Source organism: Bacillus sp. 7705b (genome assembly GCF_002289525.1).
Taxonomy (GTDB): Bacteria; Bacillota; Bacilli; order Bacillales; family Bacillaceae; genus Bacillus; species Bacillus halotolerans.
Genome location: NZ_NSDH01000033.1, coordinates 25585 through 43118, shown reverse-complemented (window position 1 = coordinate 43118; position 17534 = coordinate 25585). Strand labels below are relative to the sequence as shown.

16 protein-coding genes are annotated in these 17534 nt (G+C 44.0%); 13 read left to right on the top strand and 3 right to left on the bottom strand.

Features of this window, described 5'->3' with window-relative positions:
- Positions 1–20 precede the first annotated feature (20 nt).
- Together CJU60_RS12815 and CJU60_RS12810 are read left to right on the top strand one after the other, a co-directional pair.
- Positions 21–392: a hypothetical protein gene (locus CJU60_RS12815; protein ID WP_049809957.1), complete on the top strand. Its 372-nt coding sequence runs from the start codon at positions 21–23 to the stop codon at positions 390–392.
- A gap of 60 nt (positions 393–452) precedes the next feature.
- A complete protein-coding gene (locus CJU60_RS12810) occupies positions 453–857 on the top strand; it encodes a YugN-like family protein (protein WP_095713962.1) in 405 nt (134 codons plus the stop codon).
- Here CJU60_RS12810 and CJU60_RS12805 read toward each other — a convergent pair.
- Positions 854–1840 carry a potassium channel family protein gene (locus tag CJU60_RS12805; protein WP_024122646.1) on the bottom strand — a complete coding sequence of 329 codons (987 nt, stop codon included), beginning with the start codon at positions 1838–1840 and terminating at the stop codon, positions 854–856. The genes CJU60_RS12810 and CJU60_RS12805 overlap by 4 nt on opposite strands.
- Positions 1837–2091, bottom strand: a complete 255-nt coding sequence (locus CJU60_RS12800; RefSeq protein WP_024122645.1) for a protein mistic — start codon at positions 2089–2091, stop codon at positions 1837–1839. The genes CJU60_RS12805 and CJU60_RS12800 overlap by 4 nt, the downstream gene beginning before the upstream one ends.
- 132 nt (positions 2092–2223) lie before the next feature.
- Between CJU60_RS12800 and CJU60_RS12795 the strand changes: the two genes are divergently transcribed.
- The 7 genes from CJU60_RS12795 to CJU60_RS12765 all read left to right on the top strand — a co-directional run bounded on the left by CJU60_RS12795 (position 2224) and on the right by CJU60_RS12765 (position 8232).
- The gene (locus CJU60_RS12795; protein WP_059335356.1) at positions 2224–2487 is read left to right on the top strand and encodes a YuzI family membrane protein; all 264 of its coding nucleotides are present in this window, start codon (positions 2224–2226) and stop codon (positions 2485–2487) included.
- A gap of 44 nt (positions 2488–2531) precedes the next feature.
- A complete protein-coding gene (locus tag CJU60_RS12790; RefSeq protein ID WP_024122643.1) occupies positions 2532–3209 on the top strand; it encodes a zinc metallopeptidase in 678 nt (225 codons plus the stop codon).
- A 43-nt stretch (positions 3210–3252) separates the two neighbouring features.
- Positions 3253–4542 (top strand): hemolysin family protein, encoded by a 1290-nt coding sequence (locus tag CJU60_RS12785; RefSeq protein WP_024122642.1) that lies wholly within the window; start codon positions 3253–3255, stop codon positions 4540–4542.
- Between the two features lie 185 nt (positions 4543–4727).
- Positions 4728–6392 (top strand): glycoside hydrolase family 13 protein, encoded by a 1665-nt coding sequence (locus tag CJU60_RS12780; protein ID WP_095713961.1) that lies wholly within the window; start codon positions 4728–4730, stop codon positions 6390–6392.
- Positions 6393–6508: 116 nt separating this feature from the next.
- Positions 6509–6907: a secondary thiamine-phosphate synthase enzyme YjbQ gene (locus tag CJU60_RS12775; protein WP_095713960.1), complete on the top strand. Its 399-nt coding sequence runs from the start codon at positions 6509–6511 to the stop codon at positions 6905–6907.
- A 14-nt stretch (positions 6908–6921) separates the two neighbouring features.
- Positions 6922–7953 (top strand): nitronate monooxygenase, encoded by a 1032-nt coding sequence (locus CJU60_RS12770; RefSeq protein WP_095713959.1) that lies wholly within the window; start codon positions 6922–6924, stop codon positions 7951–7953.
- Positions 7954–7977: 24 nt separating this feature from the next.
- Positions 7978–8232 carry a hypothetical protein gene (locus CJU60_RS12765; protein WP_024122638.1) on the top strand — a complete coding sequence of 85 codons (255 nt, stop codon included), beginning with the start codon at positions 7978–7980 and terminating at the stop codon, positions 8230–8232.
- Between the two features lie 12 nt (positions 8233–8244).
- Here the strand turns inward: CJU60_RS12765 and CJU60_RS12760 are convergent, their stop codons facing one another.
- A complete protein-coding gene (locus tag CJU60_RS12760; protein WP_024122637.1) occupies positions 8245–8982 on the bottom strand; it encodes a protein-glutamine gamma-glutamyltransferase in 738 nt (245 codons plus the stop codon).
- Positions 8983–9136: 154 nt separating this feature from the next.
- Here CJU60_RS12760 and CJU60_RS12755 point away from each other — a divergent pair, with 154 nt between their 5' ends.
- The 4 genes from CJU60_RS12755 to CJU60_RS12740 all read left to right on the top strand — a co-directional run bounded on the left by CJU60_RS12755 (position 9137) and on the right by CJU60_RS12740 (position 17501).
- Positions 9137–11125: a HAMP domain-containing methyl-accepting chemotaxis protein gene (locus CJU60_RS12755; protein WP_095713958.1), complete on the top strand. Its 1989-nt coding sequence runs from the start codon at positions 9137–9139 to the stop codon at positions 11123–11125.
- Between the two features lie 174 nt (positions 11126–11299).
- Positions 11300–13288 (top strand): methyl-accepting chemotaxis protein, encoded by a 1989-nt coding sequence (locus CJU60_RS12750; protein ID WP_095713957.1) that lies wholly within the window; start codon positions 11300–11302, stop codon positions 13286–13288.
- 126 nt (positions 13289–13414) lie between these two features.
- Positions 13415–15400: a HAMP domain-containing methyl-accepting chemotaxis protein gene (locus CJU60_RS12745; protein WP_024122633.1), complete on the top strand. Its 1986-nt coding sequence runs from the start codon at positions 13415–13417 to the stop codon at positions 15398–15400.
- 112 nt (positions 15401–15512) lie between these two features.
- Entirely contained in the window at positions 15513–17501 is a 1989-nt protein-coding gene (locus CJU60_RS12740) for a methyl-accepting chemotaxis protein (protein WP_095713956.1), read from the top strand.
- Positions 17502–17534: the final 33 nt, after the last annotated feature.

Below are 17534 nucleotides of genomic sequence, written 5' to 3'. Positions count from 1 at the left end.
ATAAAATCAGAAAGGTGCTGATGTTCATGAAACAAGTGGTCAAACATCTCATCATTGCGGGTTTTTCTGCAGCTGTTTTAGTTATTCTCATATCCTTTGATGCCGTGAATACAGAGTTTTCTTCCAACCTTGGCGGCACACTCTCACACTTTTTTATCCACACCTTTCTTCTGATCGGGCTGCCGCTTGCCATTTTTACCGATGCGGTGCACCATTTTCTGAAATTGAACAGATCTCACACCCTTTTAACAAAGTTAGGACTCTATACAGCTGTTGTCTATGTTTCATGGGAATCTGCAGCGGGGATTGCTGCAGCGATGACTGTTTACTTCTTAATTGAATGCGCTTTCTTTTCGGTTGGCCGTGCAAAGGAAAAAACGGTTTCCATGTAATCAGCCTTTGAATGAAGTCTTGTTCTGCAGGACAGGATAAATGAAAAAAGGGGCAGTTTGATGATTACGATACCTTCCGCGATAGATGGACAGCCTTTCTTGCTTCAAGAGCTGGAACAAGTCATGAAGCCGCTCGGTTATGTGGTAAACGGCGGCTGGGAGTACGACCACGGCTATTTTGATTATAAAATTGATGATAGAGACGGATATTTATTTTTAAGAATTCCCGTCAATGCCATACAAGGCAGTCTGGATGAACGCGGGGCAGCTGTCCGTATCGGAACTCCGTTTATGCTGAGGCAGGTGTTCCAGGCAGGCCTTGATGATCATGCTGAAGGAGGGCCGTTTCAATCGCTGTTTAATCAATTTTCTGAGCCCGAGAGACGGGACGCAGAGATTGATCCGGCGTATTTGGATATCGGCGCCTCCCTTGTCAAAGAGCTGGAGGATGTTTTGTTGGGTTAAAGCGCAAGGAATTGATCCGTTTCAAGCACTTTATATGAAAGAGGAGGGGTAATCATAGGCCCTTCCTCTTTTTGTATGCCGATAATAGTGGTGTTGTGATCAAGAAAATAGAGGACGCATGTTTTATAAGCGGCACCATGCAGTTCAGAAGGAACCGAAATCAGCCTCACTTTTTTATCGAGTGTCAGCTCGATTAAGCTTTGCGGTTTAGACAGCTGCAATTTGACCCGGTAATGTTCCAGCATCACGCGGCTTAAGAGCTGAGACGTCCCGATAATTTTATTAGCGCCCGCCCGTTCTGCATTGGTGACAAAGCGGTCTGTCAGAATTTCGACAATACAGTATGCCAGCGGATTCAATCCTTTGACTGATAACAGAATCAGCACCGACAGCATATCCGCTTCCGCTTCACTTTTATATTGGTCGGCAGTGACCATAACTGTGTCCGCCTCAGTAATATTGGCTCGTTTCAGCGTTTCATCATCAGCGGCGTGTCCGCGTATGAAATGGACATTTTCAATGAGCGGCCCTTCTTTTAACGATTCATCAATCAGAACGACTGTCTTGGAGGGCGCCGCCAGCTGAAGCTCTCTCAAAAGGCGATTTGATTTTTCATTCCAGCCGATAATAATCACATGGCCCCGTCCTTTGTAAGCGACCTTTCCCTCTATGTAGCGGTGCTGTTTACTGAAAGCGGCAGCGGATAAGGTGGCAAAGTAAGCAGTGACAAAGCTTGCGCCGATGAATATCAGCAGCATTCCGGCTGCTTGACCAAGCGGCGTGTGCGGCACATAGTCTCCGTAGCCCACTGTTGAGATGGTAACCACGGCCCACCAAATACCTTCGAAGACGGAAGTAAACTGCTCGGGCTCAAGTAAATAAATGATTTGTCCGAACAAAAGAATCAGAAAAAGAATGATCAGCCCGATTCGGATAAATAACGGCCATCTCAGCCAAGAAATAAAGATCCGGTTTGACTTCATTCTTTTTCCCCTTCTTCAGATAATGAAATAGATAAAATCTGTTTAATAATCGTATTCAGCTTCTCATTTAGCTTTTCCTGACCGTACAGATCGCGGGCCTGCTTCATGAGATCAGCTGTATCGTCTTCAAGCTGAATGAGCGGTTCGTCGATTTCGGATTCATTATAAAACTGGATAAATACGTCCAGCCCTTCATTCATTCGGTCAATCGCTGTACTCAGCTGTTCCTTTTCCTCGCTCGTCACTTTCATGTTCATCACACCCGTGCTCTTTTTATAACAGTATGTCCCACTTCCGGCATTGTTTTTCAAAAAATGAACAAAACATATAAAACCGGATTTCTCCATAAACTAAAATAAATAGGCGAAAAAAGGATGGAACAGATGACGATCATTCAAAGAACCGTCGTGGTTTTGATCGGTACCCAGCTTGCGGCATCCGCAGTGATTTTGTTTATTTTCGACTTGAATTCGTATAATCACTTCTCCGATAGCTTCTCATGGCATCATTTTTTGAAAGAGCTGATTGGAGGCTTTTCTTTTTATTTGTTTTCGGCCGGCTTGTTCCTTTTGCTTATCGGAATGTGTGCGCCTAGACGGAAGAAGAAGCGCTTTTCTGTACACGAGAAAGAAAACTCATTAAAATAATCGTAATAAAGAAACATACGATCTTTAAAAAAGGATGATGAAACATGCTGTTTATATTTTTAACAATAGCCGCATTGGGATTGTCGTTTTGGGCACAATTTAAAGTAAAGAGCAACTTTGAAAAATATTCAAAAGTGGAAGCCTCAAGCGGTCGAACAGGGGCAGAAACGGCAAGACGGATTCTAGATATAAACGGTCTTTACGACGTGCCGGTCGAACCGGTAAGAGGCGCTTTAACAGACCATTACGACCCGACAAGACGGGTGGTGCGTTTATCTGAGCCGGTCTATTATGGCCGCTCAATTTCCGCCATCTCCGTAGCTTCCCATGAAGTCGGACATGCCTTGCAGCATCAGGAGTCATATGGTGCGCTTGTGCTGAGACATAAAATCTTCCCAGTCGTGAATTTTGCATCCGGTGTAGCTCCTTTGCTTTTCTTAGGAGGCATGCTTCTCGGCAGCCTGAATTTGATTGGGCTTGGCATCATTCTGTTTTCAGCCGCTGTCTTTTTCCAGCTGATCACACTGCCTGTCGAATTCAATGCAAGTTCACGTGCGAAGCAAATTATTGTGTCAGAAGGATTCATCCGGAACAATGAAGAGAATGGGGTAAATAAAGTGCTGAGCGCCGCCGCCTTAACGTATGTGGCCGCCGCCCTGGTTTCCCTGTTTGAACTTCTTCGCTTTGTGATGATCTTCTTAAACGGTCGTAATGAGAATTAACGTTAAGGAGGTGGCCCCTTACCATTTATGGTAAGGGCTTTTTTTGCTTATATTACAATTGATCGCCATTTTTGTTTTGATTGGCATTACGGCTGTTTTCGTTGCAGCCGAATTTGCAATCGTCAAAATCAGAGGTTCAAAAATCAATCAGCTCATCGAAAGCGGAGACAGCCGGGCGCTTGCCGCACATAAAATCATCTCCAATCTTGACGAGTATTTATCAGCCTGCCAGCTCGGGATTACAATTACAGCCCTCGGCCTTGGATGGCTTGGTGAACCGACATTTGAACGCATTCTTCATCCCTTATTTACAGCGGCAGGCATACCGGAACCGTTTAACCACATTGTCACATTTGTAATTGCATTTATCATCGTCACTTTTTTGCATGTGGTAATGGGTGAGCTTGCTCCGAAAACGGTTTCCATTCAAAAGGCTGAAGCTGTCAGTTTATGGATTGCAAAGCCGCTGATCTGGTTTTATAAAATCACATATCCGTTTATCAAAGCATTGAACGGCTCTGCAAGTTTTCTTGTGAAATTGTTTGGCTTTCATTCAGTCAAGGAGCATGAGGTTGTCATCAGCGAGGAGGAACTGAGGCTGATCCTGTCAGAAAGCTATGAAAAGGGAGAAATCAACCAGTCCGAATTTCGCTATGTGAATAAGATTTTTGAATTCGACAACCGCGTGGCGAGAGAAATTATGATTCCGCGTACAGAAATCGCTGTCATTTCTCTGGAGCAGTCGCTTGAAGAAGCGATTCATCTCATCATTAACGAACGGTATACACGGTATCCTGTCATCAAAGAAGATAAGGATCATATTTTAGGGATTATCAACAGCAAAGATATGTTTAAAGCATATTTTCTCGGCCAGCCGATTAAGCTGAAGCAAATTATGAGACCTGTCATCAGGGTCATTGAAAGCATTCCTGTTCAGCAGCTTTTAATCCGCATGCAGAAGGAACGGATTCATATGGCGATTCTCGTAGATGAATACGGGGGAACGGCGGGGCTTGTCACTGTCGAGGATATTATCGAAGAAATTGTCGGGGAAATCCGTGATGAATATGATCAGGATGAAACGCCGCATATTTTGAAAAAAGGCGAGCACCATTATGTGATGGATGGCAAAGCGCTAATAGATGAAGTGAACGACCTGCTCGACATTGCCATTGAGAATGAAGAAATTGATACGATTGCAGGCTGGCTTCTGACGCAAAAAATGGAGCTGGAAGCAGGAGATGTGATACAGGCGGAGGGCTGCGAGTTTAAAATCCTCGACGCTGAAGACCATCACATTCGATTTGTCGAAATCAAAAAAACAGAGTTTTAATCAAAAACAGCCGGGCTGGATCGCGGCTGTTTTTTGAGCTCAAAGAAAATCAGGACCAGAGGCTTCTGAAAAATTGATCAGTCTCTTGTCATCGGCAAGAGGCTTTTTTTCTGAAAAAATGAATGCTTCAAAGGCTTTTTTCTACATAAGATATAAAAACCGCACACGCAGGAAGGAGTGGCTGTATGAAAAAGGCTTGGTGGAAGGAAGCGGTGGTCTACCAAATTTATCCCCGCAGCTTCAAGGATTCAAACAGCGATGGAATCGGGGATATTCAAGGAATCAGGTCCAAGCTTCCGTACATAAAAGAACTTGGTGCCGATGTGATTTGGATTTGTCCTTTGTACGACTCACCCAATGCGGATAACGGCTATGATATAAGAGATTACAAAAACATATTGAGCGATTTCGGCACAATGGCAGATTTCGATCAGCTGCTTCATGATATTCATGAGCTTGGCATGAAGCTCATTATGGATCTTGTCGTGAATCATACAAGTGATGAACATCCATGGTTCATTGAATCACGTGCATCTTTACAATCCCAAAAACGCGACTGGTATATTTGGAAGGACGGGAAAGACGGAAAAGAGCCAAACAATTGGGAAAGCATTTTCGGAGGATCGGCTTGGCAGTATGATCAGCAGACAAGCCAGTATTATCTCCACCTTTTTGATAAAAAGCAGCCAGACCTGAACTGGGAAAATCAAGAGGTAAGAAACGCCGTTTATGACATGGTCAATTGGTGGCTCGATAAAGGCATAGACGGATTTCGGGTGGATGCCATTTCTCATATTAAGAAAAAAGAAGGGCTGCCTGATCTGCCGAATCCGAAAGGGCTGTCCTATGTTCCTTCTTTTCCTTATCATATGAATGCTGAGGGCATATTGGATTTTTTAACAGAGCTGAAGGAAAACACATTTTCCCGCTACCCGATCATGACGGTCGGAGAGGCAAACGGTGTCGCGGCAAAGGAGGCGGCTGAGTGGGCGGGGGAGGAATCCGGCATTTTCAGCATGATTTTTCAATTTGAACATCTCGGCCTGTGGGATATAGAGATAAATGGAAGCATCGATATCGTTGCATTCAAACGGATTTTAACAGAGTGGCAGAACAGTTTGGAGGGAATCGGCTGGAATGCTTTGTTTATGGAAAACCATGATCAGCCCCGTTCTGTTTCTGTATGGGGAAACGAGGGGAATTCCTTAAAGGAAAGTGCAAAAGCACTCGCCGTTGTTTATTTTCTGATGAAAGGCACGCCGTTTATTTATCAGGGACAGGAAATCGGCATGACCAATGTGGCGTTTCCTTCGATTGAGGATTATGATGATGTCGCGATGAAGCGGCTGTATGACATAGAGACCGCAAAAGGCGCTTCTCACGAGGAAGTGATGAAGATTGTCTGGAAAAAGGGAAGAGACAATTCTCGAACACCAATGCAATGGAATGCATCTCCTCACGCTGGGTTTTCCGATGCCAAGCCATGGATTGGGGTTAATGACAATTACACATGGCTGAACGCCGAGGCGCAAATAAACGATAACACATCTGTCTATCACTTTTATAAAAGCTTGATCAAACTCCGCCAAACATATGATGTATTTATTTATGGCCAATACGAGCTGATTTTGCCGGAAGATCAGCAAATCTTTGCATACCTTCGCAAAAACGAGAGCCAAACTGCGCTAATTGCGGCAAATCTGACGGGTGCGCCGGCGTTCTGCAGATATCCCGCATTGCCGTTATCTTCTGACAAACTCCTATTGTCGAATATGGAAACAGAACCGCACAAGCATACGACATCACTGCTGTTAAAACCTTATGAAGCCAGAGTATATCTATGGCAATAAAACTCCAGAAACAAGCTGGAGTTTTTGTTTTCTTCAGGTTTATGAGCCTGATTTAACAGGAAAAAAAGAACACAGAACGAATATGCAAAGAGAAGGGGAATTGGAAGGAGAAACAAATGCTGAAAACTCTGCAAATCAAAACAAACAAAAGAGATGAAATGGTTGAAATCACTCACGAGGTCGAAGCGTTTCTTCAAGAAACAGGAGTGGCAAGCGGGGCAGCGCTGATTTACTGTCCGCATACGACGGCGGGCATTACAATTAATGAAAATGCCGATCCCGATGTGAAAAGAGATATGCTCCGAAGATTTGATGAGATGTATCCATGGGACCATGAGCTGGACCGCCATATGGAAGGCAATACAGCTGCACACATGAAGTCCAGTACGGTAGGCGCTTCACAGCATGTCATCATTGAAAACGGGCGTCTCATTCTCGGGACGTGGCAAGGTATTTATTTCTGCGAATTTGACGGCCCGCGTCATCGAACTTGCCATATCAAAATCATGGAATAACAGGAGGTGCTTCTATGACTCAATGGATGAAAGCACTATCATTATCAAAGCCTGTCATTCAGGCGCCGATGGCAGGCGGCCTGGTCACACCCCGACTGGCAGCCGCTGTGTCGAATGAAGGCGCGCTCGGAAGTCTCGCTTCCGGATATCTCAGTCCAGCTACGCTTGAAAAACAAATCATCGAGATGCAGGAATTGACCGGCAGCGCTTTTCAGGTAAATGTGTTTGTGCCGGAAAAAAGGAAGACACCGGACGATAAAACGGTTCACACATGGAAACAGAACATTCCGTTTGCGGAACAGGCGGCTGCTTTTCCTTTAGAGGAGGAAGAGTGGGAGGATTTTCATCAAAAAATAAATCTGATTCTTACATACAATGTAAGAGCCTGTTCATTTACGTTCGGCATTCCGCCTGATGAAAGCATTCATTTATTAAAGAAAAATGGCTGCTGTCTTATCGGAACGGCTACGTCGCCGCAAGAAGCCGTCCTGCTGGAAGAGCGCGGAATGGATATCATCGTGCTGCAAGGCAGTGAAGCAGGCGGCCACCGCGGTTCTTTTCTGCCGATCAGCGGAGAGTCTTCTATTGGCTTAATGTCACTGGTTCCCCAAGCTGCAGACGCTGTTTCAGTACCTGTAATTGCGGCAGGCGGAATTGCAGACCGCCGCGGCGTCCAAGCTGCTCACTGTCTCGGAGCGCAAGGTGTACAGGTCGGGACCCCATTTCTTATGTGTGAGGAAAGCAAAGTCTCTGAAACGTACAGACAGGAATTAAAAGAAGCGCATGGAACAGACACGCGCCTTACCGCATTGTTTTCGGGAAAGCCTGCAAGGGGTATAGTCAACCAATGGATGAAAGAGCAACAAGCTGAAGAGGCAAATACACTTCCTTATCCATTGCAAAACACGTTAACAAAACCAATGAGAAAACATGCCGCTGCAGCCAAAGATTCCGGTCACATGTCTCTGTGGGCGGGGCAATCAGTCGGATTGCTCAATGGGCCCTCTGACGTGAAAACGCTGATAGCTGAGCTTTGCCAATCGTAACGTAACTAACAGAGGTGACAGACGATGAACATTCTTCAATATTCTTATAAAAAGAAAGGGAAAATTGAGTTTGTATTTGAAGACTGGCCTCATTCAAAAGTTACAATGGCTCCCATCAAAGGGTATTATTTTGTCCGGTTTATCAAGTGGAGCAGCCAAGATCCCATCGTGACGAGAAATGACCTTGAAAAAATGGAATGGGCTGCGAACCAGTATGTCGGCACAGCTCCTTTCTATCGAAAACGAAAAGCATTTGAAACCCCATCGTCCCCAAAATAGACGGTGGGGTTTTTAGCGGGTGATGGGATAGAGTGACGGAATATCAAGCCTGGTCGCTTGTGAAAGGAGATAAGCTGACTGTACGGCTCCTTTTCGTCTGAAAGAATTCAGCTTATCAATAATTTGCTGAGCGTTTAAAATTCCCAGGCCGTGAGCAAAATATTTGTCCTTTTCTAATAAAATCACATTTTCGCCTCTCCACTGCGCTTTCTGCGGATCAAATTCAGGATTTTTAAAATACAAACAGTCTCCAAGGAAAAAGTGATGTCCCGTTTCCGTATATATCGGCAATTTCTCATAATGCCAGTCATATAAAATAATTCTGTCAAAGGCTGCGTCGAATTTTTCTTCTCCGATGGTTTTAAGCAATGCTAAGTAATAAATCACAACGATTGCCGTCGCGCATTCAAACGCGTAAAACGGGCCGTTTTCTGCAATATCCCGAATCGCCTTTGAAGGCGGCATTTTATACTTAAGCTCCAGAGCCCCTTCCGGTGAAACCCGCCAATACGCTGTATTCCCGTATGTTTTTACAAAGGTGGCGAACTTCGCTCCGCTTTTATGCAGCGCTTTTGCCGATTCAACGATATTCATGCGCAAATGAAGCTCAAACATCAGTTCAGCGATCGAATGATAATCAAACTGAACGGGTGTTTCAATCATTTCTTTTAGCAGCGGATTCAAGTTCTTGTCAATTTGCCAGTTTTCAATGTCTTGGGGACGGAGCCATTGTCCGGATACAATAATCATCTGAAGCCCCCCTTGTTTTTTATAAACTATGCACAAGGCTTGGGCAATGAAAGCTAAAAAGACAGAGAAATGTTGAAAAGGAAACTTCTTCTATTTTAAAAACTTTTTAAAGCAGCCGATATATACTGTATCAAACCTGAAGGAGAAGCTGGATATGAAGACTTTTATCAATTGGCTGACAAAACCGTCAATTTCTAGAAAACTAATGATTTCATTTGTTGTGATTTTAATTATTCCGATTCTTATATTGGAATTCAGTTCTTACCGCTCAGCAAGCGGAAAACTGGATCAGGAAATCATGGGAAATGCGAAAAATAGTGTCGATTCATTTAATACAACAGTTACAAATGATTTAGGAGCAAAAGCGAAAGGCATCAGCTTTTTCAGTGAATCACTGAAAAGCTCCGCGTTTAAAGGAAAATCCAAACAGGAAGAGCTTAAAGCCAAGTTTTCGCAATATGTTTCCATTAACCAAGACGTAGCCAGAATTTACGGAGGGGCAGAAAACGGCACATATGTACAGGCACCGAAAGAAAAATTGCCGGATGGCTACGATCCGAGAAAACGAGCTTGGTACCAGGATGCAATGAAGGCCGGCGGTGACATCATAGTGACCGATCCTTATGTGGCAGCCAATGACGGAAGCATGGTCATAACGATTGCTCAGGAATTGAAGGATGGTTCAGGCGTCGTCGCCATGGATATCACAATTGATAAGCTGTTGGAACAGATGAAACAAATTAAAGTCGGAAAAGAGGGCTATGTTTTCATCGCGACGAAAAACAAAACATATGTCGCCCATCAAAACCATAAGGCTGGTGAAAAGCTGTCTGGCGACTGGGTTGCCAAAATGTATGACAAGGACAGCGGCGAGCTGCAGTATACCCTGAATCATGAAGATAAAAAGATGACATATACGACAAATCAACTGACTGGCTGGAAAATTGCCGGCACCATGTATATGAGTGAAATCAAGGAATCCTCAAAATCTGTCCTGACAACAGGCATGATCGTGCTGATTGCTTCAATACTGGCAGGCGGAATGTTAATCCTGTTTATCGTTGGTTCGATCACAAAACCGTTAAAACGTCTGGTTCAATCATCAAAAATGATCAGCAGCGGGGATCTGACAGAAACCATCGAGATCCGTTCGAAAGATGAACTGGGAGAGCTTGGCGAAAGCTTCAACGAAATGGGACAATCCTTGCGTTCGCTTATCAGCGCCATTCAAGACTCGGTTAATAATGTTGCCGCATCATCCGAACAGCTGACTGCATCCGCCGGGCAAACGAGCAAGGCGACGGAGCATATTACAATGGCAATTGAGCAGTTCTCAAACGGAAACGAAGAGCAGAGCGAAAAAGTGGAGTCCAGCTCTCATCAGCTGAACATGATGAATGAAGGGCTCCAGCAAGTCTCGCAAACATCATCAGACATTACAAAGGCGTCTATCCAATCAACGGAAATCGCGGGTACAGGCGAGAAGTTTGTCCAGCAGACAGTCGGGCAGATGAATTCAATTAATGAGTCGGTTCAGCAGGCTGAAGCAGTGGTGAAAGGGTTAGAAGAAAAATCAAAAGATATCACGAGTATTTTACGAGTCATCAATGGGATTGCTGATCAAACAAACCTGCTGGCATTAAATGCAGCCATTGAAGCGGCGCGGGCCGGGGAATCTGGACGAGGCTTCTCTGTTGTAGCGGAGGAAGTGCGTAAGCTGGCCGTTCAATCTGCAGATTCATCTAAAGAAATCGAGAATCTGATCCAGGAAATCGTTGCAGAAATCGAAACTTCTCTTCACATGTTTAAAGCCGTTAATCAAGAAGTGCAATCAGGGCTAGTTGTCACAGACAATACAAAGGAAAGCTTCCAAAGTATTTTCAGCATGACAAATGAGATTGCAGACAAATTGCAGACGATGAATACAACCGTAGAACAGCTGTCAGGCCGTTCAGAGCATGTATCGGCAGCAGTGAGCGGAATTGCCGATGTTTCAAGAGAAAGCTCGGCAAGCATTCAAGACATTGCTGCATCGGCCGAGGAGCAGCTTGCTTCTATGGAAGAAATCAGTTCATCAGCCACGACCCTGGCGCAGATGGCAGAAGAGCTCCGTGATCTGACGAAGAAATTTAAAATTGAATAAGAGCAAAAAACAGCGCTTATAAAGCGCTGTTTTTCTGTATAAGAAATAATAAAAAAGACCTGTCTACACCGGTGAGTTTTGAACTATTTTTCATTTTTTCCTTCATTTTCAATGTAAGATAAAGGAATATCAGCCGATATAATTTGTAAATTATTGAAAGAAGGTTCAAGAGGAATGAAAAAAACACTCACCACCATTCGCAGATCATCAATTGCCAGGAGACTCATTATTTCTTTCCTGCTGATCTTAATTGTCCCGATTACGGCACTATCGGTTAGCGCTTATCAATCAGCCGTTGCATCTCTTGACGTACAGATGACGCAAAGCGCAAAGGAAAACGTTCAAATATTAGATAACATTATTGATGGCAAAATCAAAACGACTGAAAAAAGCCTCGCGTTTTTCAGCGATTGGGCGACAGCAGACAAGTTGAAAGACAAGAAAAAAACGGAGCTCAAACAAGAATTTAAACAATTTATTCAAATGAATGACAATGTCGCTGCGGTGTTTTCAAGCAGCAAAGACGGGACATTCACACGCTATCCGCACGCAGACATGCCGAGTGACTTTAATGCTTTAGAACGTGACTGGTACACAGAAGCCATGGCTAATAAAGGAAAGACAATTGTGACCGAACCTTACGAATCCATTTCATCAGGAAAAATGGTTGTCACCATTGCACGCCAGACAAAGGATGGATCAGGCGTTGTCGCCATGGATATGAAAATCGATGACCTTGTGGCAACAGCAAAAGAAATCAGTATTGGCAAAGAAGGCTATGCCTTTATCCTCAGCCAAAATAAAGAAGTCATCGCCTACTCCGGTGAAAAAGCGGGTACGCAGTTAGAAGGGGAGTGGATAGACAAACTTTACAAAGACAAAAGCGGCGACTTTGAATATACGCACAAAGGAAAGAAGAAGAAAATGGCGTTCGCCACAAGCGAAACAACAGGCTGGAAAATCAGCGGCACGATGTATGCCGACGAGATCCATGATGCCGCAAGCAGGGTTCTTGTTATGGCATCAGTTGTTCTTGCCATTGCCATTGCAGCCGGAATAACGGCGATTTATTTTGTCATCCGGTCGATTACAAGGCCTTTGAAACGCATCGTTGCGTCAGCTGAAAAAATCAGCAAAGGCGATTTAACAGAAACGATAGAAATCAAATCAAAAGACGAACTCGGGGTTCTGAGCCAAAGCTTCAACAATATGGCGCACTCTCTCCGCTCGCTGATATACGGCATTAAAGAATCTGTTGAACATGTCGCCTCATCGTCAGAAGAGCTGACAGCTTCTGCAGATCAGACAAGCAAGGCCACTGAACACATTACAATGGCGATCGAACAATTTTCAAACGGAAGCGAAAACCAGAGCGACCGAATCGAGACGACAACAGAACAAATTAACGAAATGAACGACGGACTTGCTGAGCTGGCCCGGGCGGCGGCAGTCATTACAGAAACCTCTGCAGACTCCACCGAAGTGTCAAGCACAGGGGAAACACTTGTTCAGAGAACAGCCGGCCAAATGAATACAATTGATCATTCTGTGAAAGAAGCGGAGCAAGTGGTCAAAGGCCTGGAAATCAAATCAAAGGATATCACAAATATTTTACGTGTTATCAACGGCATCGCGGATCAAACCAATCTTTTAGCATTAAATGCCGCCATTGAAGCGGCAAGAGCAGGCGAGTACGGACGAGGCTTTTCTGTAGTCGCTGAAGAAGTGAGAAAACTTGCGGTACAGTCGGCGGATTCAGCTAAGGAAATTGAATCGCTGATCAGCGAAATCGTAAAAGAGATCCATACATCATTAAACGTTCTTCAATCCGTAAATAAAGAAGTGGAAACAGGTCTGGTCATGACAGACGAAACAAAACAAAGCTTTAAACATATATCAAAAATGACGAATCAAATTGCCGCAGAATTGCAAAACATGAATGCGACGGTTGAACAGCTGTCGGCAGGGTCTCAGGAAATTTCCGCTGCTTCTATAGATATCGCCGCTATTTTTAAAGAAAGTTCAGACGGCATTCAAGATATCGCAGCTTCAGCCGAGGAGCAGCTTGCCTCCATGGAAGAAATCAGCACATCAGCACAGACGCTTGAAAAAATGTCCGAAGAGCTGCGGGATTTGACAAAACGATTTAAATTGGATGATTAATAGGTCTAAATCACTAATTTTTAATAGGGATTTAGTTATTTTTCTTGAATTTCTTCTTTTTTAATGTATATATTTACCCATTTTCAGCCGATATGAAGGGTAGCATAAAAAAGGAGAAATGAACTGATGAAAAAAATACTCCAACTTATTAAACAGAGATCAATTACACGGAAGCTTCTGGTTTCCTTTCTATCGATTCTCATCATACCGGTTGCCATAGTAGCGGCGATTGCTTATGGATCTGCCAGCAGCTCGCTCGACAGACAGATGATGGGAAGCGCCTTAGAAAATGTACAGCAACTAAACGAAATCATTAACACCAGCATCGGAGAAAAAGAAAACAGCGCCGAATACTTCAGCGAATGGCTGACACAAAAGAAATATAAAGCAAAGAGCAATGCCAGCATTGAAGAGAAATTCTCACAATATATTAAAATCAATAAAGACGTGGAATCTATTTATACAAGTGACAAAGACGGGCGCTTTACCCGTTACCCGGATCTGCCGATGCCAAGCGATTATAATCCCGTTGAACGGGACTGGTACAAAAAAGCGGTTGCCAATAATGGCAAAGCCGTCGTAACAGATCCATACAAAACAGCATCTACGAACACAATGGTTGTGACAATTGCCCAGCAGACAAAAGACGGATCAGGCGTTATCGCAATCAACATGACGATCGATAACCTGCTGAAAACGACGAAACAAGTGAACATCGGCACAGAAGGCTATGCTTTTATTATGACGAACGACAAAAAGGTCGTTGCGCATCCTGACGAGGCTTCAGGGACCGAATTGAAAGGCGACTGGCTTGAACAGATGCTGTCTGCCGATAAAGGCGATTTTCAATACAGCATGAACGGCGATAAGAAAAAAATGGCCTTTGATACGAACAAGCTAACGGGATGGAAGATAGGCGGAACGATGTATCTGGACGAGATTCATGATGCGGCTAAGCCTGTGCTTCACCTTGCATCAATTGTCCTGATTGCAGCCATTCTCGTCGGTATCATCGTGATGACATTGGTTATTCGATCAATCACGACACCGCTGAAACAGCTTGTCGGTTCATCTAAGCGGATCAGTGAGGGAGATTTAACGGAAACGATTGATATCCGTTCAAAAGATGAACTGGGCGAACTGGGCAAAAGCTTTAACAATATGGCGTCTTCACTTCGCTCTCTCATACACGCCATTCAGGATTCGGTAGACAATGTTGCCGCTTCCTCCGAGGAATTGACGGCATCTGCCGCGCAAACAAGCAAAGCGACCGAGCATATTACATTGGCGATTGAACAATTTTCAAACGGCAATGAAAAACAAAATGAAAACATCGAAACAGCGGCGGAGCATATTTATCAGATGAATGACGGATTGACGAATATGGCTCAAGCTTCTGAAGTCATTACAGATTCATCTGTTCAATCGACAGAAATCGCGAGTGCGGGCGGACAGCTTGTTCATCAGACTGTCGGCCAAATGAACGTGATAGACAAGTCCGTGAAAGAAGCGGAACAAGTTGTTCGCGGATTGGAAACCAAATCAAAAGACATCACAAACATTCTGCGCGTGATTAACGGTATTGCTGACCAGACGAACCTGCTTGCACTAAACGCTGCCATTGAAGCGGCGCGCGCAGGCGAATACGGGCGCGGCTTCTCAGTCGTAGCGGAAGAAGTCAGAAAGCTGGCTGTACAGTCCGCTGATTCAGCTAAAGAGATTGAAGCACTCATCATTGAAATCGTGAAAGAAATCAACACATCTCTCGGCATGTTCCAGTCTGTGAACCAAGAGGTGCAAACAGGCCTTGACATCACAGATCAAACTGAGACAAGCTTTAAACGAATCTCTGAAATGACAAACCAGATAGCCGGAGAACTGCAAAACATGAGTGCGACGGTTCAGCAGCTTTCTGCCAGCTCTGAAGAGGTATCGGGAGCGTCTGAGCATATTGCATCGATTTCAAAAGAAAGCTCAGCCCACATTCAAGATATCGCGGCATCAGCCGAAGAGCAGCTTGCTTCTATGGAAGAAATCAGCTCATCAGCAGAAACACTTTCAAGCATGGCTGAAGAGCTTCGCGATATGACAAAACGATTCAAAATCGAATAATAAGTCAAAACACCCAAGGTTCTGCACTTGGGTGTTTTTTTTAGTTTTTTTATTAAAGCTTTTATCCTAGCTTGACGATATTATTTTTAGCTTAAAGGAGGAATTATCGAGAATGGGAAAATTCATACATTGGATCAAACAGCCATCAATCAGCAAACCGCTCATCGCTGCGTTTCTGACAGTGCTCATTTTGCCGATTGGGGTATTAGCATATTTCAGTTATCAATCAGCTTGGAACGCACTGGACAGGGAACTCACAAATAGTGCAATAGGAAACGTTGAAGAACTCAACAGCACACTTGAAAACAAATTGAATCATAAAGTAAAAGCAATTGATTATTACAGTGAGACGATTGATAAGGACATATTACAAGGCAAAAATAAAACCTTACTGAATGAAAAATTTAAGCAGTACACAACACTAAATGCCGATGTAGGAGCAATCTATGCGGCTTCAGAAAATAAAAAGCTTTACAAATATCCGGAAAGCGGCGTTCCTAAAGGTTTCGATCCGACAGAACGTGACTGGTACAAACAAGCCGTTGCGAAAAAAGGACAGGCTGTATTCTCAGAGCCGTATACTGACGAAGCGACAGGAGATATCGTTGTTACGATTTCCAAACAATTAAAAGATGGCTCAGGGGTCATAGCGCTTGATTTAAATCTGGATGAAGTGCTGGCAGCTTCACAGAAAATAAAAATCGGTAAAAACGGCTTTGCATTTATTACAACAGGCAGCAAAAAATATATCGCCCATCCGACGATTAAGCCTGGAACAACTGGATCCGGCGACTGGACAAAAGAGGTATATTCAAAAGCAGACGGCTCATTTGAATATACCTTCGAAGGCAAAGAAAAGAAAATGGCATTTACGACAAATAAATTGACAGGGTGGAAAATCGCGGGTACGTACTTTGTCAGTGAATTGCAAGACGCTTCAAGTCCGGTACTGAACACTGCCGTTATCATTCTATGTGTGTCAATTGTGATCGGCGGCATACTCATTCTCTTTATTATACGCGCCATCACCAAACCGTTAAGAAAACTGGTTTTAACATCTGCGAAAATCAGCAGCGGAGATTTAACGGAAGTGATTGATATTCAGTCGAAAAATGAGTTTGGCCAGCTAGGAGAAAGCTTTAACGAAATGTCTGAATCATTGCGTTCTGTCATCGGTGTTATTCAAACATCTGTAGAAAATGTGGCATCATCTTCCGAAGAACTGACGGCAAGTGCAGCCCAAACGAGCAAGGCGACTGAACACATTACGCTGGCAATCGAACAATTTTCAAATGGCAACGAGGCGCAAAGTGAGAAATTGGAAACAAGCTCAGATCATCTTTCTCAAATGAACCATGGCATATCAAAAGTGGCTCAGGCTTCATCAACCATTACGAAGTCTTCGATCCAGTCCTCTGAGGCAGCCGGAAGCGGAGAAAAACTGGTAGAGCACACAGTCGGCCAAATGAAGACAATCGATGAATCCGTTCAAAAAGCTGAAGCCGTCGTCAAAGGCCTTGAAACAAAATCTCAGGACATTACCAGCATCTTAAATGTAATTAACGGCATTGCAGATCAAACGAACTTGTTGGCTCTAAATGCAGCAATTGAGGCAGCCAGAGCCGGAGAATACGGCAGAGGCTTCTCTGTTGTAGCGGAAGAGGTCAGAAAACTTGCTGTGCAATCAGCACATTCTGCGAAGGAAATTGAAGGATTAATTCAAGAGATTGTCAGAGAAATCAGCACGTCGCTCTCTATGTTCCAATCCGTGAATCATGAAGTTAAAGAAGGCTTGCAAATTACAGACCAAACAGCTGAAAGCTTTAAGCAAATCTACGAGATGACATCGCAAATATCCGGTGAATTACAAAATCTGAATGCAACGGTTGAACAGCTGTCAGTCGGATCACAGGAAGTATCAAGTGCGGTTGAGGAAATTTCCGAAGTAGCGAAAGAAAGCTCAGCGGGCATTCAAGATATCGCAGCTTCGGCGGAAGAGCAGCTTGCGTCTATGGAGGAAATCAGTTCTTCAGCTGAAACATTGGCGAACATGGCGGAAGAACTTCAAGACATTACGAAAAAATTTAAAATTGAATCTTAATAGAAAAAGAAAGCGGCATATCTTTGCTGCTTT